This window comes from Halomonas sp. H10-9-1 (genome assembly GCF_040147005.1).
Lineage (GTDB): Bacteria > Pseudomonadota > Gammaproteobacteria > Pseudomonadales > Halomonadaceae > Halomonas.
Genome location: NZ_JAMSHO010000001.1, coordinates 2,186,395 through 2,208,243, shown reverse-complemented (window position 1 = coordinate 2,208,243; position 21,849 = coordinate 2,186,395). Strand labels below are relative to the sequence as shown.

19 protein-coding genes are annotated in these 21,849 nt (G+C 66.4%); 11 read left to right on the top strand and 8 right to left on the bottom strand.

Annotation, left to right across the window (positions count from 1 at the left end; all coding sequences use genetic code 11):
* Nucleotides 1-8: 8 nt before the first annotated feature.
* The 4 genes from moaC (at nucleotide 9) to NFH66_RS10185 (ending at nucleotide 2,801) form a co-directional block, all read left to right on the top strand.
* A complete protein-coding gene (gene moaC / locus NFH66_RS10200; protein WP_349610202.1) occupies nucleotides 9-821 on the top strand; it encodes a cyclic pyranopterin monophosphate synthase MoaC in 813 nt (270 codons plus the stop codon).
* A 3-nt stretch (nucleotides 822-824) separates the two neighbouring features.
* A complete protein-coding gene (moaE, locus tag NFH66_RS10195) occupies nucleotides 825-1,274 on the top strand; it encodes a molybdopterin synthase catalytic subunit MoaE (protein WP_349610201.1) in 450 nt (149 codons plus the stop codon).
* Between the two features lie 24 nt (nucleotides 1,275-1,298).
* A complete protein-coding gene (moaA, locus tag NFH66_RS10190; protein WP_349611705.1) occupies nucleotides 1,299-2,291 on the top strand; it encodes a GTP 3',8-cyclase MoaA in 993 nt (330 codons plus the stop codon).
* Between the two features lie 219 nt (nucleotides 2,292-2,510).
* Nucleotides 2,511-2,801 carry an H-NS family histone-like protein gene (locus NFH66_RS10185; protein ID WP_349610200.1) on the top strand — a complete coding sequence of 97 codons (291 nt, stop codon included), beginning with the start codon at nucleotides 2,511-2,513 and terminating at the stop codon, nucleotides 2,799-2,801.
* 100 nt (nucleotides 2,802-2,901) lie between these two features.
* Here the strand turns inward: NFH66_RS10185 and NFH66_RS10180 are convergent, their stop codons facing one another.
* The 4 genes from NFH66_RS10180 to NFH66_RS10165 form a co-directional block, all read right to left on the bottom strand.
* A complete protein-coding gene (locus tag NFH66_RS10180; RefSeq protein WP_349611704.1) occupies nucleotides 2,902-4,515 on the bottom strand; it encodes a ribonuclease J in 1,614 nt (537 codons plus the stop codon).
* Nucleotides 4,516-4,702: 187 nt separating this feature from the next.
* Nucleotides 4,703-5,458 (bottom strand): amino acid ABC transporter ATP-binding protein, encoded by a 756-nt coding sequence (locus NFH66_RS10175; protein ID WP_349610199.1) that lies wholly within the window; start codon nucleotides 5,456-5,458, stop codon nucleotides 4,703-4,705.
* The gene (locus NFH66_RS10170) at nucleotides 5,455-6,129 is read right to left on the bottom strand and encodes an amino acid ABC transporter permease (RefSeq protein WP_349610198.1); all 675 of its coding nucleotides are present in this window, start codon (nucleotides 6,127-6,129) and stop codon (nucleotides 5,455-5,457) included. The genes NFH66_RS10175 and NFH66_RS10170 overlap by 4 nt, the downstream gene beginning before the upstream one ends.
* 17 nt (nucleotides 6,130-6,146) lie before the next feature.
* Nucleotides 6,147-6,905, bottom strand: coding sequence for an amino acid ABC transporter substrate-binding protein (locus NFH66_RS10165; RefSeq protein WP_349610197.1), 759 nt, complete (start codon nucleotides 6,903-6,905; stop codon nucleotides 6,147-6,149).
* A gap of 224 nt (nucleotides 6,906-7,129) precedes the next feature.
* Between NFH66_RS10165 and purU the strand changes: the two genes are divergently transcribed.
* From purU to NFH66_RS10140, 5 genes are all read left to right on the top strand, one after another.
* Nucleotides 7,130-7,984, top strand: a complete 855-nt coding sequence (gene purU, locus NFH66_RS10160) for a formyltetrahydrofolate deformylase (RefSeq protein WP_349610196.1) — start codon at nucleotides 7,130-7,132, stop codon at nucleotides 7,982-7,984.
* A gap of 15 nt (nucleotides 7,985-7,999) precedes the next feature.
* Nucleotides 8,000-8,671: an energy-coupling factor ABC transporter permease gene (locus NFH66_RS10155; RefSeq protein ID WP_349610195.1), complete on the top strand. Its 672-nt coding sequence runs from the start codon at nucleotides 8,000-8,002 to the stop codon at nucleotides 8,669-8,671.
* Nucleotides 8,672-8,677: 6 nt separating this feature from the next.
* Nucleotides 8,678-10,051: an MATE family efflux transporter gene (locus NFH66_RS10150; protein WP_349610194.1), complete on the top strand. Its 1,374-nt coding sequence runs from the start codon at nucleotides 8,678-8,680 to the stop codon at nucleotides 10,049-10,051.
* A 101-nt stretch (nucleotides 10,052-10,152) separates the two neighbouring features.
* Nucleotides 10,153-11,334: an acyl-CoA dehydrogenase gene (locus tag NFH66_RS10145; protein ID WP_349610193.1), complete on the top strand. Its 1,182-nt coding sequence runs from the start codon at nucleotides 10,153-10,155 to the stop codon at nucleotides 11,332-11,334.
* A 243-nt stretch (nucleotides 11,335-11,577) separates the two neighbouring features.
* Nucleotides 11,578-12,798, top strand: a complete 1,221-nt coding sequence (locus tag NFH66_RS10140; protein WP_349610192.1) for a CaiB/BaiF CoA transferase family protein — start codon at nucleotides 11,578-11,580, stop codon at nucleotides 12,796-12,798.
* A 111-nt stretch (nucleotides 12,799-12,909) separates the two neighbouring features.
* Here NFH66_RS10140 and ppsR read toward each other — a convergent pair whose 3' ends face one another.
* The gene (gene ppsR / locus NFH66_RS10135; RefSeq protein WP_349610191.1) at nucleotides 12,910-13,743 is read right to left on the bottom strand and encodes a posphoenolpyruvate synthetase regulatory kinase/phosphorylase PpsR; all 834 of its coding nucleotides are present in this window, start codon (nucleotides 13,741-13,743) and stop codon (nucleotides 12,910-12,912) included.
* A gap of 433 nt (nucleotides 13,744-14,176) precedes the next feature.
* On the opposite strand from ppsR, the gene ppsA reads away from it, so the two are divergent.
* Nucleotides 14,177-16,561 carry a phosphoenolpyruvate synthase gene (gene ppsA, locus NFH66_RS10130; protein ID WP_349610190.1) on the top strand — a complete coding sequence of 795 codons (2,385 nt, stop codon included), beginning with the start codon at nucleotides 14,177-14,179 and terminating at the stop codon, nucleotides 16,559-16,561.
* 126 nt (nucleotides 16,562-16,687) lie between these two features.
* Here the strand turns inward: ppsA and NFH66_RS10125 are convergent, their stop codons facing one another.
* The 3 genes from NFH66_RS10125 to NFH66_RS10115 all read right to left on the bottom strand — a co-directional run bounded on the left by NFH66_RS10125 (nucleotide 16,688) and on the right by NFH66_RS10115 (nucleotide 20,568).
* Nucleotides 16,688-18,568 carry a glycerophosphodiester phosphodiesterase family protein gene (locus tag NFH66_RS10125; protein ID WP_349610189.1) on the bottom strand — a complete coding sequence of 627 codons (1,881 nt, stop codon included), beginning with the start codon at nucleotides 18,566-18,568 and terminating at the stop codon, nucleotides 16,688-16,690.
* 34 nt (nucleotides 18,569-18,602) lie between these two features.
* Complete coding sequence (gene rraA, locus NFH66_RS10120) at nucleotides 18,603-19,088, bottom strand: ribonuclease E activity regulator RraA (RefSeq protein ID WP_349610188.1); 486 nt, start codon at nucleotides 19,086-19,088, stop codon at nucleotides 18,603-18,605.
* A 439-nt stretch (nucleotides 19,089-19,527) separates the two neighbouring features.
* Nucleotides 19,528-20,568: an IS110 family RNA-guided transposase gene (locus NFH66_RS10115; RefSeq protein ID WP_023006782.1), complete on the bottom strand. Its 1,041-nt coding sequence runs from the start codon at nucleotides 20,566-20,568 to the stop codon at nucleotides 19,528-19,530.
* Nucleotides 20,569-20,856: 288 nt separating this feature from the next.
* On the opposite strand from NFH66_RS10115, the gene NFH66_RS10110 reads away from it, so the two are divergent.
* The gene (locus tag NFH66_RS10110; RefSeq protein WP_349610187.1) at nucleotides 20,857-21,828 is read left to right on the top strand and encodes a YbgA family protein; all 972 of its coding nucleotides are present in this window, start codon (nucleotides 20,857-20,859) and stop codon (nucleotides 21,826-21,828) included.
* Nucleotides 21,829-21,849 lie beyond the last annotated feature (21 nt).

The following is a 21,849-nucleotide window of genomic DNA, read 5'->3' as shown; positions in this document are numbered from 1 at the left end:
GCCGATCGATGTCTCTGACCCATCTCAATGCACGCGGCGAGGCCCATATGGTCGATGTTGCCGACAAGCCGGAGAGCCGCCGCGAGGCGGTGGCCTCCGGACGCATCCACATGCGTCCCGAGACGCTGGCGCTGCTCGCCGAGGGCGGGTTGCCCAAGGGCGACGTGCTGGCCACGGCACGCATCGCTGGCATCCAGGCGGCCAAGCGCACCCACGAGTTGATCCCGCTGTGTCACGCCCTGGCGCTCTCGAAGGTGGAGGTCGACTTCTACCTCGACGAGGCCGAGAGCTGCGTCGAGGTCACCGCCACCTGTCGCCTCAATGGCCGCACCGGCGTCGAGATGGAGGCGCTCACCGCGGTGTCGGTGGCCTGCCTGACCCTCTACGACATGTGCAAGGCGGTGGACAAGTCGATGGAGATCGGTGCCATCCGGCTCGAGACCAAGAGTGGCGGCCGTTCCGGCGACTATCGCCGCGAGGCCGGCGAGCCACGGCCCGTCCCCATCGTTACCGGCGAGGGGCTGGCCGGCGAGGTCAGCCTCGGCAACCGCTGTGACATCGACTCCCCCTGTATCCGCGTCAAGTGCTTGGCCGAGCTGCGCGAGCGCCTGGGCGTGGGTGAGGTCGTGGTGCCCCTGGACAGCCTGGAGCGCTCCGACGTGTCCGGCCTCAAGGCGGCCCTCAAGGCACGCGACCCCCGCTTCTCGCGACTCGATGAAGGCCGCGTGCTGTGTGCCGTCAACCAGGTGATGGCCAGTGACGCCACCCCGGTGACCGACGAGGATGAGGTCGCCTTCTTCCCACCGGTGACGGGAGGCTGAGCCATGATTCGAGTGCAACAGGCACCTTTCGATGCCGGTGCCGAGCAGCAGGCCCTGCTGGCAGGGCGCACCGATATCGGGGCTGTGGTCAGCTTCACCGGCCTGGTGCGTGACTTCAACGAGCGCCCCGAGGTGACGGCCCTGACCCTGGAGCACTACCCGGGGATGACCGAGTCTGCGCTGGACGCCATCGTCGAGGAGGCACGGGAGCGCTGGCCGCTGGATGCGGTCAGTGTGATCCACCGGGTTGGACGGCTGGCACCGGGAGACCCTATCGTGTTGGTAGTGGTGGCCAGCGCCCATCGACGTGCCGCCTTCGAGGCCTGCGATTTCATCATGGACTACCTCAAGACGCGCGCCCCCTTCTGGAAGAAGGAGCACACCAGCGATGCCGACTACTGGGTATCGGAGCGGCATTCCGATCATTCCGATGCCCGCCGCTGGCAAGCTTGAAACGGGAGAAGACCCATGACGACCCTGCCACGCGAACTAATCGATGACTTCGGACGCCGCGTCAGCTATGTGCGTATCTCGGTCACCGATCGCTGCGATTTTCGCTGTGTCTACTGCATGAGCGAGGAGATGACCTTCCTGCCGAGGGCCCAGGTTCTCACCCTGGAGGAGCTGGCGATGGTGGCCCGAGCCTTCGTCGAACTGGGCGTGGAGAAGGTGCGCCTGACCGGCGGCGAGCCACTGGTCAGGCGCGATATCGACTCCCTGGTCGAGCAGATCGGTGTTCTCCCCGGGCTCAGGGATTTCGCCATGACCACCAATGGGGCGAGCCTGCCCAAATATGCGTCTCGGCTGCGTGATGCGGGGCTCAAGCGCCTCAATATCAGCCTCGATTCGCTCGATCCGCAGCGCTTCCGTCAATTGACTCGCACCGGGGATCTCGGCCGGGTCATCGACGGTATTCGCGTTGCCCGGGAGGTGGGCTTCGAGCGCATCAAGCTCAATGCGGTGATCCTCAAGGGGCGCAATGATGACGAGGTTCTCGACCTGGTTGAGTTTGCCCGCAACGAGGGCCTCGATATCAGCTTCATCGAGGAGATGCCGCTGGGAGACGTCTCCGACCACAGCAGGGCGGAGACCTTCTGTTCCAGCGATGAGGTGCAGGAGATCATCGAGAGCCGTTATCCGTTGACGCCCACGACCGAGTCGACCCTGGGGCCGTCGCGCTACTTCCGGATGGCCGACAGTGAATCCCGCATCGGCTTCATCTCGCCGCATAGCCACAACTTCTGCGCCACCTGCAACCGGGTTCGCGTGACCGTCGAGGGGCGCTTGCTGCTCTGCCTCGGCAATGAGCACTCCGTGGACCTGCGTCGCGTGATGCGCTCACACCCGGGCGATATCGATGCCCTCAAGCATGCCATCGTCGCCGCCATGCCGATCAAGCCCGAGCGCCATCACTTCACCACCGACGGCGATGTCCAGGTGGTTCGCTTCATGAATATGACCGGTGGCTGAGACGCTACTGCATGGCTATCTCGCTTCTTGCCCTACCATCAGCGGTGCCCCCAGGCGCCGCTTTTGCATGATACTAACGCCCTGCGTATGGCGGATTTTCTCATTTGCTTCACGGCAGAATTTCTAGCGACTTTTCTTGCCAAGCAGTGGCCATTGCATATACTTTTTATAACGTAATCACATGTCACCCGTCTCGCACACCCTGCTCAGGAGGGACTGATGTCCAGCGAAACCCTGGAGCGCATCGCTCGCAACAAGAACGTGGCACGCGCCGCGGCACGTCAGCTTAGTATGGAGCAGTTGCACAAGCTCGCCGAAGTCATCGAGGAGGCCATCGAGCAGAAGAAGAACGAGCAGCAGCAGCGTCAGGAGGAGGAGGCCGAGAAGGATCGCAAGCGTTCCGAGATCCTAGAGGCCATCACCGAGGCGGGTCTTTCCGTGGATGATCTGGTGGTGGAGCCGCCGCGTCGCAAGCGTGGACGTCCGCCAAAGAACGCCAGCAAGGGGTAGGGCCCCGGGCAGTGTCAGCAGGACGAAAAAAGCCGCTCTCGATGAGCGGCTTTTTCACTGTTTGAGTCATGGCCGGGCGCAGGTCTTCCGGCCTGATGTCCTATCCCGAGTGGCTGGTGGCAGGGGCTTCCATGGCAAGGATCTGGAGGTGAATCTCGGGAAGGCGGCGCAGGTGATCGGCGAACCAGCCGATCAGTCTCGGCTGCAGGGCCAGGCGCAGATCGGCCAGGGTGTCGGCGCGTAGCGACTCCAGGACGTCATCGAGCCAGTCGCAGAAGTCGGTCTCGTCGAAGGCCTGCACCTCGCCGGCGTCGAGCATCAGCCGCCCGATACGGGTCCAGCCACCCTGCTCGGTGGCCGCCACCGACAGCGCCAGGTAGAGGCTGCCATGGCGGCTGCTTTCAGCGCGGTGGCCGCCCAGCCCGGGAAGGGGAGCCACGGCGTTCTGGCTGACGATGCAGGGGGGCTGGAGATGGCGGCCCTCGAGGGTCAGGCCGTCGGCATCGAAGCGGATCATGTCACCGTTCAAGGGCGAGAGCGGTGCCTGGATGCCGAGTTCCTCGGCGATCTCGCGGTGGGCCTGCTGGTGGCGCGGCTCGCCATGCACCGGCAGCAGGTAGCGGGGCCGCACCCAGCCGTAGAGGGTGCGCAACTCGTCCTGGGCCGGGTGGCCGGAGGCATGCAGTTCGGGATGGTTGAACTCGTCGAGGATCTCGATGCCCAGGTGGCGCAGCCCCCGCTTCAGGCGCTCGATCAGCAGTTCGTTGCCGGGAATGGCCTTGGCCGAGAAGATCACGCTGTCGCCGGGGCCCAGCTCCAGCGAGCGGTGCCGCCCCCGGGCCAGCCGTTGCAGCGCGGCGCGCGGCTCCCCCTGGCTGCCGGTGGCGATCACCAGCACCTCCTCCGGGGGCAGGTAGCCGAGGTCGTTGCTGGGCACCAGGGGGGGGAAGTCGTCCAGGTAGCCCAGGCCCCGAGCCACCGCCACCATGCGCTCCATGGAGCGCCCCATCAGGCTGACTCGCCGGCCGCAGCGTTCGGCCGCACGGCCGATGGCCAGCACCCGGGCCAGGTTGCTGGCGAAGCAGGAGACCACCACCCGGCCCTCGCAGCGGGCGATGGTGTGCTCCAGGGCTTTGGCGACCTCGCCTTCGCTGCGCGAGTCGCCGGGCAGCGGGGCATTCGTGGAGTCGCCCACCACCAGGTCCACCGGGGCGATGGCACGGAAGGTGGTCGGTGAGATCGGGGTGCCAAGCAGCGGGTCGGGGTCCAGCTTCCAGTCACCGGTATGCAGCACGCGGTGCTCGCCGGCGGAGATCAGCAGCGAACAGCTCTCGGGGATGGAGTGGGTCACCGGCAGGAAACGCAGGGTGAAGGGTCCGGTCTCCATCGCCTCGCCGGGCTCGATCACGTGGATGGCGTCGGTGGTGAGCCCGCGTTCACCGAACTTGGCACGCAGCAGGCCGGCGGCCAGCGGGGTGGCATGGATGGGGCAGCCCCATTTCGGCCACAGCCAGGCGGCGGCGCCGATATGATCCTCGTGGCCATGGGTGATGACCAGTGCCTGCGGCACGATGTCCAGCGCCTCCAGGGTAGCCAGGTTGGGTACCTGCAGGGGCGAGTCCGGCAGGTCCTGGCGGATCATCATGCCGCAGTCCACCGCGATCCAGGCACCCTCCTGACCCTCGTCACCATAGCCATAGAGGCTGAGGTTCATGCCGATCTCGCCGCAGCCGCCCAGCGGTAGGAAGCGCAAGGGGGGGCGGCGGCGTGGACGGATCTGGACTCGGGGCTTGGGCATCGCGGAGGGGGCTTCCTGGTACATGGCGGTGTCACTATACGGGAAGGCCGCCGGAGGCCACAACGCGGGCCCAGGCATCGAGGGCATTTCTACTCTTTCAGCTCTACTCTTGCAGCGCCACTTGGGTGGCGAGTACCTTGCGCAGGAAGTCTCGGGTGCGGGGATCCTGCGGCGAGCCGAAGAGCTGGTCGGGGGGGCCCTGCTCGACGATGCGTCCGCCCTCCATGAAGATCACCCGGTCCGCTACGTCCCGGGCGAAGCTCATCTCATGGGTGACCACCAGCATGGTCTGGCGCTCCCGCGCGAGCTGCTTCATCAGGCCCAGGACCTCCTCGACCCACTCGGGATCCAGCGAGGAGGTCGGCTCGTCGAAGAGGATCACCTCGGCCTGGGCCGCCATGGCGCGGCCGATGCCGACCCGCTGCTGCTGTCCACCCGACAGGGAGGCAGGGTAGGCGTCGGCCTTGTCGGAAAGGCCGATACGCTCGAGGATCTCCCGGGCGCGTGCATGGGCGCGCGCCTTGGGCCAGCGATTGACCACGATCAGCCCCTCGGCGATGTTCTGAAGCGCCGTCTTGTTGGCGAACAGCGCGTAGTTTTGAAACACGAAGGCGGTTCGCCGTCGTGCCGTCAGGATATCGGTCCGGCTGGCCCGGGTGACATCGACATCGAGATCGCCGATGGTCAGCCGGCCGGCGTCCGGTCGCTCGAGGAAGTTGGGGCAGCGCAGCAGCGTCGACTTGCCGGTCCCGGAGGGGCCGATGACCACGATGATCTCGCCCTGCTCGATGGCCAGGTCGATGCCGTCGAGCACCGCGACCCCAGCGAAGCGCTTGATGAGCCCCTGCACCTTGATCATCGGCGGTATGCCTCGTTGAGCCGGGCTTCCAGGCGCCGCTGGAGCCAGGCCAGCAGCTCGACGATCCCCCAGTAGAAGAGCGCCACGGTGATGAACGCCTCGAAGTAGAGGAAACTGCCGGCGGCTTCCTTCTGGGTGGCGCCCATCAGCTCGGTGACCCCCAGGGTGAAGGCCAGCGAGGTCGCCTTGATCATGTCGATGAAGTAGTTCATCAGCGTGGGCACCGCGACCCGGGTGGCCTGGGGTAGCACGATGCGGCGCATCAGCTGGCCGTTGGTCATGCCGATGGAGAGCGCCGCCTCGGTCTGGCTGCGATCGACCCCGACGATGGCGGCGCGGATGGACTCCGCCATGTAGGCCGAGAAGTGCAGGGTCAGGCCCATGATGGTCGCGGTCACGCCGTTGATCTGGGTCAGGAAGGCCAGTAGCTGGGGCAGGCCGTAGTAGAACAGGAACAGCTGCACCAGCAGCGGCGTGCCGCGAAAGAAGGAGATGAACAGCAGGGTGGCGGCGTTCAGGCCCGGGATCTGCAGGACGCGGATCACGGCGAGGCCACAGGCCAGTATCAGGGCCAGCAGCATGCCCACGGTGGCCATCTGCAGGGTCAGCGGCAGGTAGCGCAGCAGGACAGGGACCAGCCCCAGCATGTAGTCGACATCGAGCACGGACATGACAGCGCCTCAGCGCCTCAGGGGCGGGTGATGTCGGTGCCGAACCACTCTTCCGAGATGGCCGTGAGCGCGCCGGACTCGCGCAGGCGGGAAAGCGCGGCGTCGACCCGATCACGCAGGGCGCGGTCCTCATCGCTGTTACGGAACGGCAGGGCATTCTTGATCTCGGAGAACGGCTGGCCGGCCAGTGCCAGGGGCAGCGGCTTCTCCTTGATCACCTGGCTGGCGCTGACGCGATCCATCACGAAGGCATCGACGCGCCCCAGGGCGGTGTCTTGCTCGATGTTGCTCTCATAGGTGCGGATCTCGATCTCGTCGGCATAGGGCAGTTCGTTGAGCAGCTGCTCATAGTTGGAACCGAGGTTGACGGCGACGGTCTTGCCCTTGAGATCCTCGACGGAGTGGATCGCCTCGTTGCCCTCCCTGATCACGACCTGGGCGCCGTCATAGACGTAGGGCTCGGTGAAGAGATACTTGGCGGTTCGCTCCTCGGTGATGGTGATCTGGTTGGCGATGGTGTCGATGCGACCCGACTCGAGCATGCCGAACAGCCCCGAGAAGTTCGCCGTGACGAACTCGACCTCCACGCCCATCTCCTCGGCCACCGCCGTGAGCACATCCACCTCGAAGCCCTGGAGCTTGTCCTGCTCGACGAAGGTGAAGGGGAAGTAGCCGCCGGACATGCCGACCTTGATGGTGTCATCGTTGGCCTGGGCGAGGCCGGCGGCGGTTACCAGGCCAGCGGCCAGGGTGGCGAGGGTAATATGCTTGAACATGACATGCTCCCGGATGGTGGCTGGAATCACGAGGGTTCAGGAGACTGGCAGCGCTGCAAAGATTTAAATTTAGAAAATAAAGATATTAATTTCCAATAGCGTTTAGTTATTGAGTGGTAATGCCGCCGAACGGCTCTCCTCACAAGGGCAGGACGCCAGGGCGTGTCGGAATCTACGCTTTTCGCTACACTGTCGCGCCCGTAATGCCCAGCCTGGAGCCTTTCATGTCACATTACTACCGCCTGGTGGTTTCCTGTCCAGACCGCGTGGGGATCGTCTCCCGCGTCTCCGGCTTCATCGCCGGGCACGGCGGCTCGATCACCGAGGCGAGCCAGCACTCCGACCTCGAGACGGGGCGCTTCTTCATGCGCTACGAGATCCTGGCCGACTCCATCGACATGCCGCCCGAGGCGCTTCGCGAGGCCTTCGCGCCGGTCGCCACGGAGCTCGACATGACCTGGGCGCTGACCGATACCCGAAGTCGGCCGCGGGTGGTGCTGATGGTCTCGAAGGAGTCCCACTGCCTGGTGGACCTGCTCTACCGCTGGACCGCCGGCGAGCTCGATTGCGAGATCGCCGCGGTGATCTCCAACCACGAGGCGATGCGCGGCCTGGCGGAGTGGCATGGGATTCCCTATCACCATGTGCCGGTCCCGGCCGAGGGCAAGCAGGCGGCTTTCGACGAGGTGGAGCGCCGGGTCGCCGAGGCCCGTGCAGATTGCATCGTGCTGGCGCGCTACATGCAGATCCTGCCGCCGGCACTGTGCGAGCGCTACGCCGGGCGGGTGATCAACATCCACCACAGCTTCCTGCCCAGCTTCGCCGGTGCCAAGCCCTACCACCAGGCCCACGAGCGAGGGGTCAAGCTGATCGGTGCCACCTGTCACTACGTTACCGCCGAGCTCGACGCCGGGCCGATCATCGAGCAGGACATCCACCGGGTCAGCCACTGCCATACCCCCGATGACCTGGTGCGCTTCGGCCGTGATGTCGAGAAGTCGGTGCTGGCGCGGGGACTGCGTTGGCACCTCGAGGATCGCGTGCTGATCCACGGCAACAAGACCGTGGTGTTTGCCTGAGGACGGGAGGCGACGATGTCCTTTGCCGATGTTGTGCTGGCCCCCTGGCTGCTGGTCAGCGCCTCGCTGGTGGCCCTTGGCGTGCTGGCCCTGGCCCTGTTGCAGCGCCCCTGGCGGGTGCTGCTGGCCGATAGCGGGCTTCAGCATCGTTGGCTGGCCGCCAGCGTGGCGGTGCTGCTGATGTGGCAGCTGCGCGCCCAGGCGGTGGACTGGCTGACCCTCCACTTGATGTTCACCGCGCTGCTGGTGCTGGTGTTCAAGGCGCCCCTGGCGCTGCTCTCACTGCTGCTGATCAACCTGGCGATGGTGGTGACGGGCCGGGTCGCCTGGCCGCTGCTGGGGGTCAACCTGCTGGTCACCGGGGTCATGCCGGCGCTGACCATGGTGATCATCTGGCGGCTGGTGGATCGCTTCCTGCCCGATAACCTGATGGTGTTCCTGTTCGTCTGTGGCTTCTTCGGTGCCGCACTCTCCTCGCTGGCGGCGGGGCTTTCCGCGGTGGGGCTGATGCTGCTCGGCGCCAGCGATGCCCACGCTCTCTACCAGGCCCTGGAGTATGCCCGCTTCCTGCCGCTGCTGATGCCCTCCGAGGCGTTCATTACCGGCATGTTGATGAGCATACTGCTTGTCTATCACCCGCACTGGGTGGCGACCTTCAACGATCATCGATATATCGACACCAAGTAGGCCCCCATGAGCGCATCCAACCCCGCCGCGCCGACGCGTCCCGCCCGCCGCGAATGGCTGGAAGGCCCCATCGCCGCCACCCTGCTGCGCAAGACCCTGCCGGTGATCGCTGGAATGATCGCCATGCTGAGTTTCAACCTGGTGGATACCTGGTTCATCTCGCGGCTGGGCACCGAGCCCCTGGCGGCGGTGTCGTTCACCTTTCCGGTGGTCTTCACCGTGATCAGCCTGGCGATCGGGCTGGGCATCGGCACCTCGGCGGTGGTCGGGCGACGCCTGGGGCGCGGCGAGGTGGCGGGGGTGCGCCGGCGCGCCACCGATGCCGCCCTGTTGAGCCTGGTGGTTGGCCTCGTGATGACGTTGCTGGGCCTGGCTACCCTCGAGCCGCTGTTCCGGCTGCTCGGGGCCGACGACACCCTGATGCCGCATATTCGTGACTACATGGGCGTCTGGTACTTCGGCGCCGCGGCGATGATCGTGCCCCGGGTGCTCAACAGCCTGCTGCGTGCTCACGGCAATACCGTCACCTCGGGGCTGATGATGGGGTTGGCTGCCCTGGTCAATGTGGTGCTGGACTGGGGGTTGATCTTCGGGGTGGGGCCGATACCCGCCATGGGGGTTTCCGGGGCGGCACTGGCCACGGTGCTGAGCTGGGGCCTGATGGCGCTGACCCTGATCTTCCAGCGAGAGCTGCGCGGCCTCTTCGACTTCGCTGGCCTGACCCGGCGGGGACTCCTCGAGTCGTGGCAGGAGCTGGGGCGTATCGCCGGCCCGGCGGCCCTGACCAGCGTCTTCACGCCGCTGGCCATGGGCCTGTTGACGCGGATCGTCGCCGGCCACGGCCATGCTGCCGTGGCCGGCTTTGGTGTGGGTACCCGCATCGAGGCGTTCGCCCAGATCGCCGTGCTGGGGCTCTCCATGACCCTCTCGCCACTGATCAGCCAGAACGCCGGCGCCGGCCAGTATGACCGGGTGCGCCGTGCCATCTTCGGCTGTTTCCTGTTCGTGCTGGCCTGGCAACTGCTGGTGTGGGGCCTGCTGCAGGGCCTCGCCCCCTGGCTGGTGGCGGGCTACGCCGAGCGAGAGGCGGTGGGGGAGGTGCTGCGTCACTTCCTGTGGCTGGTGCCTCTGGGGCTGGGGGGGCAGGGGGTGGTGATCCTGGCGGTATCGGCATGCAATGCCCTGCATCGCCCGGCCCGCGCCATGCGCCTCTCGGTGGTACGGCTGTTCGTGCTCAGCGTTCCCCTGGCCTGGCTGGGGGGATGGCTGGCCGGCACCACCGGCATCTTCGCCGGCATGCTCGCCGCCAACCTGCTGATGGCCCTGGTCGCCTGGTGGCAGATCCGGGTGGTGCTCTCCCGTTACCTCCCTGGCCGCTGAGGGGCGATTTTTTTTCATCGAGGCTTGGCAGGGAGGTGGTTATGGTCTACATTTGAAAAAAATGTAGACATTATAGCGCTACTATCCCACAGGAGCCCGCCATGAGCCAGATCACCCCCGTCACCTGGGACGACCCCTTCCGCCTCGTCGACCAGCTCTCCGAAGAGGAGCGCATGGTCCACCAGACCGCCCGCGACTACTGCCAGGAGAAGCTGTTGCCGCGGGTGCTGGAGGCTAACCGCCACGAGATCTTCGATCGCGAGATCATGCGCGAGATGGGCGAGCTGGGGCTGCTCGGTGCCACCATCGACGGCTATGGCTGTGCCGGCCTCAACTACGTCAGCTACGGCCTGATCGCCCGTGAGGTGGAGCGTGTCGACTCCGGCTATCGCAGCGCCATGAGCGTGCAGTCGAGCCTGGTGATGTACCCCATCCATGCCTTCGGCAGCGATGAGCAGCGCGAGAAGTATCTGCCCAAGCTGGCCAGCGGCGAGTGGGTGGGCTGCTTCGGCCTTACCGAGCCCGACCACGGCTCCGATCCCGGCGGCATGGCCACCCGTGCCACCCGTACCCAGGATGGCTGGCGCCTCAACGGCACCAAGACCTGGATCACCAACTCCCCCATTGCCGATGTCTTCGTGGTGTGGGCCAAGGACGATGAGGGAGTGATCAACGGCTTCATCCTCGAGAAGGGCATGAAGGGCCTCAGCGCGCCCAAGATCGAGGGCAAGTTCAGCCTGCGCGCCTCCATCACTGGCCAGATTGCCATGCAGGACGTGGAGGTCTCCGACGAGCAGCGCCTGCCCCACGTCAAGGGGCTCAAGGGGCCTTTCTCCTGCCTCAACCGCGCCCGCTACGGCATCGCCTGGGGGGCCATGGGCGCCGCCGAGGCATGCTGGCACGCCGGCCGTGACTACACCCTGGAGCGCAAGCAGTTCGGCCGCCCGCTGGCCGCCAACCAGTTGATCCAGAAGAAGCTCGCCGACATGCAGACCGAGATCACCCTGGGCCTGCAGGCGGCGCTGCGCGTCGGCCGGATGATCGACGATGGCCAACTGGTGCCCGAGGCGATCTCACTGATCAAGCGCAACAACTGTGGCAAGGCGCTGGACATCGCCCGCGTTGCCCGCGACATGCACGGTGGCAATGGCATCAGCGACGAGTACCACGTGATTCGCCATGTCATGAACCTCGAGGCGGTCAACACCTACGAGGGCACCCACGACGTCCACGCCCTGATCCTGGGTCGCTGCCAGACCGGCCTGCAGGCCTTTACCGGCTGATGCTGCACAACGACGACGAATGACGATAACGAGGAGCGCCGGGAACCAGCCGAAGGGGAGGTCCTACGCCAAGGGTGAGGAGCACTGCTCCGAACGGGCGGGCCAAGGATGGCCCGCACCGGCCCTGCAAGCGGCGCAGGATGCGAGAGCGCCGCAGGGCGTCGGTAGCGTACAGGGAGGTATTCACAGCGCCTCCCCGCAGGCTGGTTGCCGGATCAGCGCCGAGTGAGCAAGGAGCTCGAGATGAGCGGACCGCTGGAAGGCATCAAGGTGCTCGACATGTCGCGGGTGTTGGCCGGCCCCTGGGCGGGCCAGCTGCTCGCCGACCTGGGCGCCCGGGTGATCAAGATCGAGCACCCCAGCCGCGGCGACGACACCCGCGGCTGGGGGCCGCCGTGGCTGGCAGACGACCTTGAGAACAAGCAGAGCGAGCGGGAGAAGGTCGCCGCCTACTACCTCTGTGCCAACCGTGGCAAGCACTCCCTGGCCGTGGATATCGCCACCGCAGAGGGGCAGGCGCTGGTGCGCCGGTTGGCCGCCGAGTCCGATATCCTGGTGGAGAACTTCAAGGTCGGTGGCTTGGCCAGGTACGGTCTCGACTACGCCAGCCTGCACGCCGAGAATCCGCGCCTTATCGGCTGCTCCATCACCGGTTTCGGCCAGGATGGTCCCTACGCCCATCGTGCCGGCTACGACTTCATGATCCAGGCCATGGGCGGGCTGATGAGCCTGACCGGCGAGGCCGACGCCATGCCCATGAAGACGGGCGTGGCGATCACCGACGTGATGACCGGCCTCTACGCCACCGTGGGCGTGCTGGCGGCCCTGCAGGAGCGGAGCCGCACCGGCGTGGGTTGCCATGTGGACGTGGCACTGCTCGACGTCCAGGTGGCCACCCTGGCCAACCAGGCGCTTAACACCCTGGTCAGCGGCCGGGACCCGGAGCGCCATGGCAACGCCCACCCCAACATCGTCCCCTACCAGGCCTTCGCCTGTGCCGACGGCCACCTGGTGCTCACGGTGGGCAACGATGCCCAGTTCGCCCGCTTCGCCGCACTGCTCGGCCACCCCGAGTGGGCGCAAGATCCCGCCTACGCCACCAATGCCGCCCGGGTCGGCAATCGCGAGGTGCTGGTGACATTGATCCAGGCGATTCTGGTCACCCGGTCCCGCGACGAGTGGCTCGTCGAGCTGGAGGCCCGCGGCATCCCCGCCGGACCCATCAACAGCGTCAGCGAGGCCTTCGCCGACCCCCAGGTGCAGCATCGCGGGATGCGGCGTGTCCTGAAGCGTGGTGAGCTCGAGGTGCCCCAGGTGGCCAACCCGCTGCGTTTCGACGGCACCTCCGCCACCAGCGAGCTGGCGCCGCCGCGGTTGGGCCAGGACAGCGATGCGCTGCTCGCCGAGATGGGGCTCACGGCGGAGGATATCGCCAGGCTCAGAAAGGCAGGGGTGGTCAGGTAGCTTGAGCCACAAGCTACAAGGGTCAAGCTACAAGTAACCCCTTGTCTATTACGGTGCCGAGAGCACCGTATCGGGCTTGCAGCTTGCAGCTTGCAGCTTGGCGCTCGGCGCTTACCGCGGCGAAAACCTCCGGGTCAGCCCCATCTCGGCGATCATCCGGGTGGAGATCTCCTCCACCGAGAAGCGGGTGGTGTCGATGAAGGGAATATGCAACTGGCGGTAGAGCCCTTCGGCCTGGCTGACTTCCTGAACGCACTGGTCCATGGAGCTGTAGCGGCTGTTGGGGCGGCGCTCGTGGCGTATGGCCGCCAGCCGCCTGGCGTCGATGGTCAAGCCGAACAGCTTGTGATGGTGGGGTGCCAGCACCTTGGGCAGCTTGAGGGTGCCATCCTCGTCGAGGTCATCCTCGGTGAGCGGATAGTTGGCCGCACGGATGCCAAACTGCAGCGCCAGGTAGAGCGAGGTAGGGGTCTTGCCGCAGCGCGAGACGCCGATCAGGATCACGTCGGCCTTGTCGTACTGGTGGGTACGGGCGCCATCGTCGTTGTCCAGCGCAAAGTGCACCGACTGGATGCGGTCCATATAGGCCTCATCCTTGCCGATGGAGTGGGTGCGTCCCACGGTGTAGCTGGAGTGGGTCTTGAGCTCCTGCTCCAGGGGCTCGAGGAAGGTCGAGAAGATATCGATATTGAAGCCGTCGGAATCGCTGATGATCTGGCGGATATTGCCGTCGACGATGGTGTCGATGATGATCGGCGGCTCGCCATCGCGCACCGCCACGCCGTTGATGATCTCCACCAGCTCGTGTGCCTTCTCGAGGGTGTCGATATAGGGCTTGGTGAGCATGCGGATCTCGATATTCTCGAACTGCGCCAGCAGGCTGCGGCCCAGGCTCTCGGCGGTGATGCCGGTGCCGTCGGAGATAAAGAAGGCGGTACGGGTCATGGTGGATTCGCTTGGTCGATAAAAGCCTCATTGTCGGCCTCCATGCCTTCCACGACAAGCCGCTCCATCGCCCCTCAGGGATATCGTAGATAGCAGCACCGCTCAAGGCTATTCCGGCGAAAGGCCGTCGAGGGGGCGCTACGAGTACTTCCTTGTAGGCTACCTCGGCCATCCCTGGTCCTCGGACCCCCTCTCCGTCCTATCCCCGGCGCCTTTCACTATCATCCTGTCGGTAACTGCGATATCCCTACATTGCCCACGTGATTTTTGCAGCAGACTACAGAATCGCTCGGAAAGTGGGCGGTGTTGTAAAAATCCTCCAGTGACTTCGCTGTTAGACCAATGGCGAATATGGCCTTCGCTTGGTAGAGTCGCCAGCATCCCGTCATGCCTGCCGGCATGGCGATCTGCGATTGCAAGTCAAGGGGGTCCCGTGGACGATTATATTCTGTGGTTCGATGAACTGGGCATGGACGATGTCGAGCGCGTAGGCGGCAAGAACGCCTCTCTCGGCGAGATGATCTCCAACCTGGCCGGTGCCGGTGTCACCGTGCCCGGTGGCTTTGCCACTACCGCCCACGCCTACCGCGAATTTCTCTCCCACGAGGGCCTCAACGAGCGTATCAACCAGGCACTGGCCACCCTGGACGTGGACGACGTCGCCGAGTTGGCCCGGGTCGGCGCCCAGATCCGCCAGTGGGTGATCGACACCCCCCTGCCGCCGGCCTTCGAGCAGCACCTGCGCAGCGCCTACGACACGCTGCTCGCCCAGCACCCCAATCTCAAGGCGGCGGTGCGCTCCTCGGCCACCGCCGAGGACCTGCCCGATGCCTCCTTCGCCGGCCAGCAGGAGACCTTCCTCAACATCGAGGGCTTCGACAACATCAAGCGTGCCGTGCACGAGGTGTTTGCCTCGCTGTTCAACGACCGCGCCATCTCCTACCGGGTCCATCGCGGCTATGCCCACGAGAACGTGGCGCTCTCCGCCGGCGTGCAGAAGATGGTGCGCTCCGAGACCGGCGCGTCCGGCGTGATGTTCACCCTGGATACCGAGTCCGGCTACCGCGACGCGGTGTTCGTCACCGCCTCCTGGGGGCTCGGCGAGACGGTGGTGCAGGGCGCGGTGAACCCCGATGAGTTCTACGTGCACAAGCCGACCCTGGCCGCCGGCCGCCCGGCGGTGCTGCGCCGCAACCTGGGCTCCAAGCTGATCAAGATGATCTACGGTCAGGAGGCCAGTGCCGGCAAGTCGGTTCAGACCGTGGACGTGCCGCTCAAGGAGCGTGGCCGCTTCTGCATCGACGACGCGCAGGTGATGGCCCTGGCCCGCCAGGCGGTGACCATCGAGCAGCACTACCAGCGCCCCATGGACATCGAGTGGGCCCTGGACGGCGACGACGGTGAACTCTACATCGTCCAGGCGCGTCCCGAGACCGTGGTCTCCCAGCAGGAGGGGGGCAAGCTGGAGCGCTTCCAGCTCAAGGAGAAGGGGCGCAATCTGGTCAGCGGCCGCGCCATCGGCCAGCGCATCGGCAGTGGGGCGGTCAAGGTCGTCTTCTCGCCGGACGACATGGAGAAGGTCAACACCGGCGACGTGCTGGTCACCGACATGACCGACCCCGACTGGGAGCCGATCATGAAGCGGGCCTCGGCCATCGTCACCAACCGCGGTGGGCGTACCTGCCATGCGGCGATCATCGCCCGTGAGCTGGGGATTCCCGCCGTGGTCGGCTGTGGCGACGCCACCGAGGTGCTCGCCGACGGCCGCGATGTCACCGTCTCCTGCGCCGAGGGCGACACCGGCCACGTCTACGAGGGCCTGCTGGACTTCGACCGCCGCGTGACCAGCGTCGATGCCATGCCCGACATCCCCTTCAAGATCATGATGAACGTCGGCAACCCCGACCGCGCCTTCGGCTTCGCCGGGCTGCCCAATGCCGGCGTCGGCCTGGCGCGCCTGGAGTTCATCATCAACCGCATGATCGGTGTGCACCCCAAGGCACTGCTCGAGTACGACACCCTGCCCGAGGAGCTGCAGCAGACCATCGACCTGCGCATCGCCGGCTACGCCAGCCCCGTGGACTTCTACGTCGAGAAGCTGGTCGAGGGCATCTCCACCCTGGCCGCGGCCTTCTATCCGGAGCGGGTGATCGTGCGCCTGTCGGACTTCAAGTCCAACGAGTACGAGAACCTGATCGGCGGCAAGCTCTATGAGCCGGGCGAAGAGAACCCGATGCTTGGCTTCCGCGGTGCCTCGCGCTACATCTCCGACGCCTTCCGCGCCTGCTTCGAACTGGAGTGCCGGGCGCTCAAGCGGGTCCGCGAGGAGATGGGATTGACCAACGTCGAGATCATGGTGCCCTTCGTGCGCACCCCCGACGAGGCCCGTCAGGTGGTGGGGCTGCTGGCCGACAATGGCCTGGTCCGCGGCGGTTCTGCTGACCCCGAGGGCCTCAAGGTGATCATGATGTGCGAGCTGCCGGCCAATGCGCTGCTGGCCGACGAGTTCCTCGAGCACTTCGACGGCTTCTCCATCGGCTCCAACGACCTCACCCAGCTCACCCTGGGGCTGGACCGCGACTCGGGCATCGTCGCCCACCTCTTCGATGAGCGGAATCCGGCGGTCAAGAAGCTGCTCGCCATGGCCATCCAGGCCTGCAAGGCCCAGGGCAAGTACATCGGCATCTGCGGCCAGGGGCCCTCGGACCACCCGGACCTCGCCAAGTGGTTGATGGAGCAAGGCATCGACTCGGTATCGCTCAATCCCGACGCCGTGCTCGAGACCTGGTTCATGCTGGCCGGCGAAACCCTGGGCTGAGTCTCGTCGCCAGGTTGGCACCGAGCCTCGATAGGGCGCCCGCTCGACTGCCGTCGGCCGGGCGCCCTGCGCCGTGAGGGGGCGTGGTGGAGGAGTAATGGAGGGGGGGTGGAGGAGTGAGCCGCGCTAGCCGCGCAGCCAGTTGCGCAGCTTGATCAGCAGCAGGGCGCCGTCGCCTAGTTCGCGACGCTCGGCAACCAGCGCCGCGAGCATGGCCGGGCGGTCGGTGATGATGGCATCCACGCCCAGGTCGATCAGCTGGGACATCCGTGCCCGGTCGTTGATCGTCCAGGCATGGAGTTCGTAGCCGTAGCGCCCCGCCAGGCTGACCTCGCGTTCATCGATGCGGTTATGGCGCAGGCCCAGGGCGTCCAGGCTCCGGCGCTCCAGGGTGCCGGGCAGGATCAGCTGGGCCAGCAGGGTCACGCGCAGTTCGGGGTGGCGTGAGCGGATCGTGCGCGCCAGCGTCGGCGAGGTGGTGGCCAGGCGCGTCTCGGCGAAGAGGTCGGGGTCGCCGCAGCCCCGTGCCCGGTGGTCCACGGTGGCCTCGGCCCGGCAGCGGCGGCGCTCTGCCCGCTCAGTGGCCAGGACCTCGACGACCGCCTCCACCAGTGCCACTTCGCGGCCGGGATCGGTCTTCAGGTCGATCATCAGGGCGCTGCGGCCGCGGACGGCGGCCAGCGCGTCATCCAGGCCCGGGATGCGCTCGCCTATATAGGCGTCGCCGAACCAGCTGCCCACGTCGACGTCGGCCAGCGTCTCGCGCTCGAGCTCGCCCAGCCGGCGTGGATCGCCGGTAAGGCGCTGCAGGGTGCGGTCGTGGTAGAGCACCACCTGATCGTCGGCGGTCAGGCGGACATCGAGCTCGACCATGTCCGCGCCTTCATCCAGCGCACGCTGGATCGCCGGCAGGGTGTTCTCGGGGGCATCCAGCGAACTGCCGCGATGGGCGATCACCGCCACCTCGTCGTGCAGCGTGAAGCTGTTGACGATTAGCCAGGCCTGCCACAGGGCGAAGGACACCACGCCGAGCTCCACCGCCCAGGCCAGGCGGCCGGGATGGGCATCGGCGGGCGGGGCGAGGCGTGGCTCGCGATGGGCCAGGCGCAGGTAGAGGCAGGCCGAGAGCAGTGCGTTGGCGGCGATCCCGGCGAAGGTAATGGCCAGGGTCACCAGCACGTAGGCGGTCAGGTAGGCGAGGGTGGCCGGTACCAGGACGGCGTGGCGTTCCGGTAGCCACCACAGCAGCGGGGTGAACAGCCGGTCGAAGACCAGGGTGGCGAGGATCGGCAGGATCACGATCATCGCCAGCAGGGCGAGGGTGACCACGGCGATGGGGCGGCGGCTACCGCGGGTGAGCTCGCCGCTGCGTGCCAGTGCCCGGCGCGGCGAGAGAGTCTCCAGCACCACCAGCGGCAGGGCCAGGATCCAGCGCACATAGAGAGAGGCGGCGAGCCACGCCCAGGCGGCCACCAGCGGCAGGGCCAGGGCGAGGAACTGCCACAGCGCCGGCGGCCGCACGCGTTGCACATAGTAGGGGTCGAGGCCGCCGAGCAGGGCGCCATGCAGCCAGACCAGGGTGAAGGCCACCGGCAGCACCAGCAGCAGGTGGGTACCCACCTGGACCACCACCAGCCCGGCCAGCGCCGGCAGGCGGTGCAGCGTCCACCAGAGCGCCTCGAAGGCCAGTCGCAGATGGTGGTCGCGCGGCCGCGCCGCGACCAGAATCATGCCCGCCTGCTGCAGGTAGAGCACCAGGAAGGTGAGACCGATGGCGGCCAGCAGCCACAGCGTGCCGGCGGGGCTGATCAGCAGGTCGATGAGTTCGGCATTGCTGACCACCGTGCGGCCGAAGCGACCCACCAGCCGGGCCAGGCTCCAGGCCACCGCCGGCAGCAGCAGGCTGGAGGCCAGCACGGTGAAGAACAGGTGATAGGCCACCAGCGGGCGCAGGTGCTCGCGCAGGTTGCGCAGGACATCGCGGCTCAGGTTCGCGAGAGCCAGCATGTCAGGCTCCAGGCATTGGCAGGGCCGTTGCGCGTCACTCGAGCGGCAGGCGCTCGTCGGCGACCAGGATGCCGTTGTTATCGGCGTAGAGCCACTCTCCGGGGGTGAGGGTGGCGCCGGCGAAGGTCACCGGGATGTCGCGCTGCCCTTCGCCGCGCTTCTCGCTCTTGCGCGGATGGGCGCCGAGTGCCTGCACCCCAAGGTCGGTCTCGGCCAGTACATCGACATCACGCACGCAGCCGTACAGGATCACGCCGCTCCAGCCGTTGCTGGCCGCCTGCTCGGCAAGCATGTCGCCGAGCATGGCACAGCGCTGTGATCCACCGGCATCCACTACCAGCACGGCGCCCTCGCCAGGCTCGGCCACGGCCTGCTTGACCAGGGAGTTGTCCTCGAAGCATTTGACGGTGCGGATCGGGCCGCAGAAGGCCTCGCGGCCACCGAAGTTGATGAACAGCGGGTCGAGTACACGCACCTCGGGGTGGGCGTCGCAGATGTCCGGGGTGATGATCTGGCTCATGGCAGGGCTCCTCGCCGGATGGATGTCGCCCGATGATGCCATAGCCCGGGCCCCCTCGGCAGTTGACCGAAAGGTGCAGGCAGGGCTATTTCATGGAACCACCGCTCAAGGCTATCCCGGTGACAGGCCTTCGAGGGGGCGCTGTGAACCCCTCCCTGGGCGTATATGGAGTCCTCCCCGTTTGCAAGCACGAGGCACGATGGTCGGTAGGTACGACTGCACACGTATATCCGGTCTCGTTAATGATGCTCTGATGAGCATCGGACCTTGATGGGCTATCCGCACGTCAGCTCCCAATCGCTACCTCGAGCTCAAAAGGCTCAGCGTCCAGAAGGGGTTGTCTGACGTCGGTTCGACCTGTTCGCCATCCTGCAGCATGCTCAGCAATCGTGGTGGACGATGCTCAATATTACACTAACGTGCTAAATCCAATCGTTTTTCATGCCGACAGCCGCGACGCCAGCGACGCATCATAGGCCGTCTCATGGCGGGTTACCGCCCAGGCGATCCGTGCCGTCTTGTTGGCCAGTGCGACGACCGCCACATTGGCATGCTTGTGCTCGGCCAGGTGCCTGACCCACTGGCTCAGGCCGTCGTCCTTGGTGCCCACATGCCGGAGCACCGAGCGCGCGCCATGCACCAGTAGCTTGCGCAGGTAACTGTCGCCGCGTTTGCTGATGCCCAGCAGGCGGTCTCGCCCCCCGGTGCTGTGCTGTCGCGGCGTCAAGCCGAGCGAGGCGGCAAAATCTCGCCCGCGCCGAAAGCTCTTGCCATCGCCGAGGGCGCCGGCCAGCGCGGTGGCGGTCAGTGGACCGATACCCTGCAGCGTCATCAGCCGCTTGGCCACGGGGTCGGTCTTGGCCTGTCGCTCGAGGCTTGCCGTGACCGTCGCGATGCGCTCATCCAGGTGGCGCAGATCCTCGGCAAGGCCGGCAAGCAGGACACGAAAGGCATCCGTCAGCCCGTTGTCTGCCGCTTCCAGCCAGCGAGGCAGGGCGGCACGCAACTGACCGATACCCACCGGAGCGACCAGGCCATACTCCCCCACCAGCCCGCGTATCTGGTTGGCCTTGGCCGTGCGCTGCCGTACCAGCTCTTCACGAATGCGGTGTGCCGCCTGGGTATCCTGCTGAGCGACGCTCTTGACGGCCACGAAGCGCATACTGGGCCGCCCCATGGCTTCACAGATCGCTTCGGCGTCGACCCGGTCATTCTTGTTGCTCTTCACGTAGGGCGTCACGAACTGTGCGGCGATCAACTTGACGCGATAGCCCCGCGCCTGCAGGGCCCGCGCCCAGAAGTGAGACGAGGCACAGGCTTCCATGCCGATCTCGGCTCCCGCCGGCACCCGCTTGCTGACCGCATTCAGCCATTTTTCGCGGGTGTACTTACCTTGCCACTGCACCTGATCATGGCGATCGACGCCGTGGACATGAAAAACAGACTTTGCGATATCGACGCCGACACGGGTAATGTTCATGACGAGTTCTCCTCACCCTCAGGCTGGTTGGTGTTCTCGCCCACCAGTGTGGCGCAACGACGCCGATATAGGGTGGGGAGGACTCCATCCCATTGCTACCGATGCCATCCCTGGCATAGGACCCCCTCTACGACCTGTCCCCGGCGCCTTTCGCTAAGGCTCGATGGATAACTGCGATAGCCCCTAAGTGCAGGCAGGATGCCAGGGGGAGGGCAACCCGGCACGGCTATGCCACAATGGCGGCGGCATGGACCCCGGCAGCCGGGGAGACGAGGAGGAGAGCAGCAGATGGGGGAGCGGGTGACGGACGAGCGGCGGATTCCAGTAGGCATCAGCAGCTGCCTGACGGGGGAGCAGGTACGCTACAACGGCGGGCACAAGCGCTCCCGCTACTGCCTCGAGGTGCTCGCCGAGCGCTTCGCCCTGGAACCCTTCTGCCCCGAGCTCGAGGCCGGCCTGGGAGTGCCCCGGGAGCCGATCCGCCTGGTCGGCCTCGAGGGGGAGTCGCCCCGGGTGGTGGGCACCCGGGACGCCAGCCTCGATGTCACCGAGCGCCTGGAAGCCGTCAGCCGGGCCTTCATCGAGGGCCACCGCCACCTGCGCGGCTTCATCCTGATGAAGGGCTCGCCCAGCTGCGGCCTGGCGCGGGTCAAGGTCTACCGCCCCGACAACGGCATGCCCAGCCATTCCGATGCCGGCGCCTTCGTGCGGGCGCTGCGCCGCCACTTCCCCGAGCTGCCGCTGGAGGAGGAGGCGCGCATGAACGATGCCGTGCTGCGCGAGAACTTCATCACCCGGATCTACGCCTACGACGACTGGAAGCGCCACGTCGAGGCCACACCCGGCTACCATGCGCTGCTGCAGTTCCACAGCCGCCAGAAGTACCTGCTGATGGCCCACCATGTGGAGACCTACCGCGAGCTGGGACGCTACCTGGCGGAATCGAGCCGGCGCCCGCTGGCCGAGGCCATGGCGCACTACCTGCAGCGCTTCATGGCGGCCCTGGCGCGGCCCGCTACCCGCAAGACCCACACCAACGCCCTGATGCACGTCTTCGGCTACCTCAAGGAGGCCCTGGACGCCGAGACCCGGCAGGACCTGCTCACCGCCATCGAGGACTATCGCCTGGGGCATGTGCCCCTGGCGGTGCCGATCCGCCTGCTCAACCACTACCTGAAGCGCCACGGCTCCGACTATATCCGCGCCCAGACCTACCTCGACCCGCACCCCTACGAGCTGGGGCTGCGCAACACCATCTGAGGCTTTGCGCCTGGAACCCGA

Coding starts and splice junctions, on each gene's coding strand:
- NFH66_RS10110 (WP_349610187.1), top strand. CDS start 20,857: ATGGGGGAGCGGGTGACGGACGAGCGGCGGATTCCAGTAGGCATCAGC.
- rraA (WP_349610188.1), bottom strand. CDS start 19,088: ATGAGCCAGATCATCACCCCGGACATCTGCGACGCCCACCCCGAGGTG.
- NFH66_RS10155 (WP_349610195.1), top strand. CDS start 8,000: ATGTCCTTTGCCGATGTTGTGCTGGCCCCCTGGCTGCTGGTCAGCGCC.
- ppsR (WP_349610191.1), bottom strand. CDS start 13,743: ATGACCCGTACCGCCTTCTTTATCTCCGACGGCACCGGCATCACCGCC.
- NFH66_RS10185 (WP_349610200.1), top strand. CDS start 2,511: ATGTCCAGCGAAACCCTGGAGCGCATCGCTCGCAACAAGAACGTGGCA.
- NFH66_RS10170 (WP_349610198.1), bottom strand. CDS start 6,129: ATGTCCGTGCTCGATGTCGACTACATGCTGGGGCTGGTCCCTGTCCTG.
- NFH66_RS10115 (WP_023006782.1), bottom strand. CDS start 20,568: ATGAACATTACCCGTGTCGGCGTCGATATCGCAAAGTCTGTTTTTCAT.
- NFH66_RS10150 (WP_349610194.1), top strand. CDS start 8,678: ATGAGCGCATCCAACCCCGCCGCGCCGACGCGTCCCGCCCGCCGCGAA.
- purU (WP_349610196.1), top strand. CDS start 7,130: ATGTCACATTACTACCGCCTGGTGGTTTCCTGTCCAGACCGCGTGGGG.
- NFH66_RS10165 (WP_349610197.1), bottom strand. CDS start 6,905: ATGTTCAAGCATATTACCCTCGCCACCCTGGCCGCTGGCCTGGTAACC.
- NFH66_RS10125 (WP_349610189.1), bottom strand. CDS start 18,568: ATGCTGGCTCTCGCGAACCTGAGCCGCGATGTCCTGCGCAACCTGCGC.
- NFH66_RS10175 (WP_349610199.1), bottom strand. CDS start 5,458: ATGATCAAGGTGCAGGGGCTCATCAAGCGCTTCGCTGGGGTCGCGGTG.
- moaC (WP_349610202.1), top strand. CDS start 9: ATGTCTCTGACCCATCTCAATGCACGCGGCGAGGCCCATATGGTCGAT.
- moaE (WP_349610201.1), top strand. CDS start 825: ATGATTCGAGTGCAACAGGCACCTTTCGATGCCGGTGCCGAGCAGCAG.
- NFH66_RS10145 (WP_349610193.1), top strand. CDS start 10,153: ATGAGCCAGATCACCCCCGTCACCTGGGACGACCCCTTCCGCCTCGTC.
- NFH66_RS10140 (WP_349610192.1), top strand. CDS start 11,578: ATGAGCGGACCGCTGGAAGGCATCAAGGTGCTCGACATGTCGCGGGTG.
- NFH66_RS10180 (WP_349611704.1), bottom strand. CDS start 4,515: ATGAACCTCAGCCTCTATGGCTATGGTGACGAGGGTCAGGAGGGTGCC.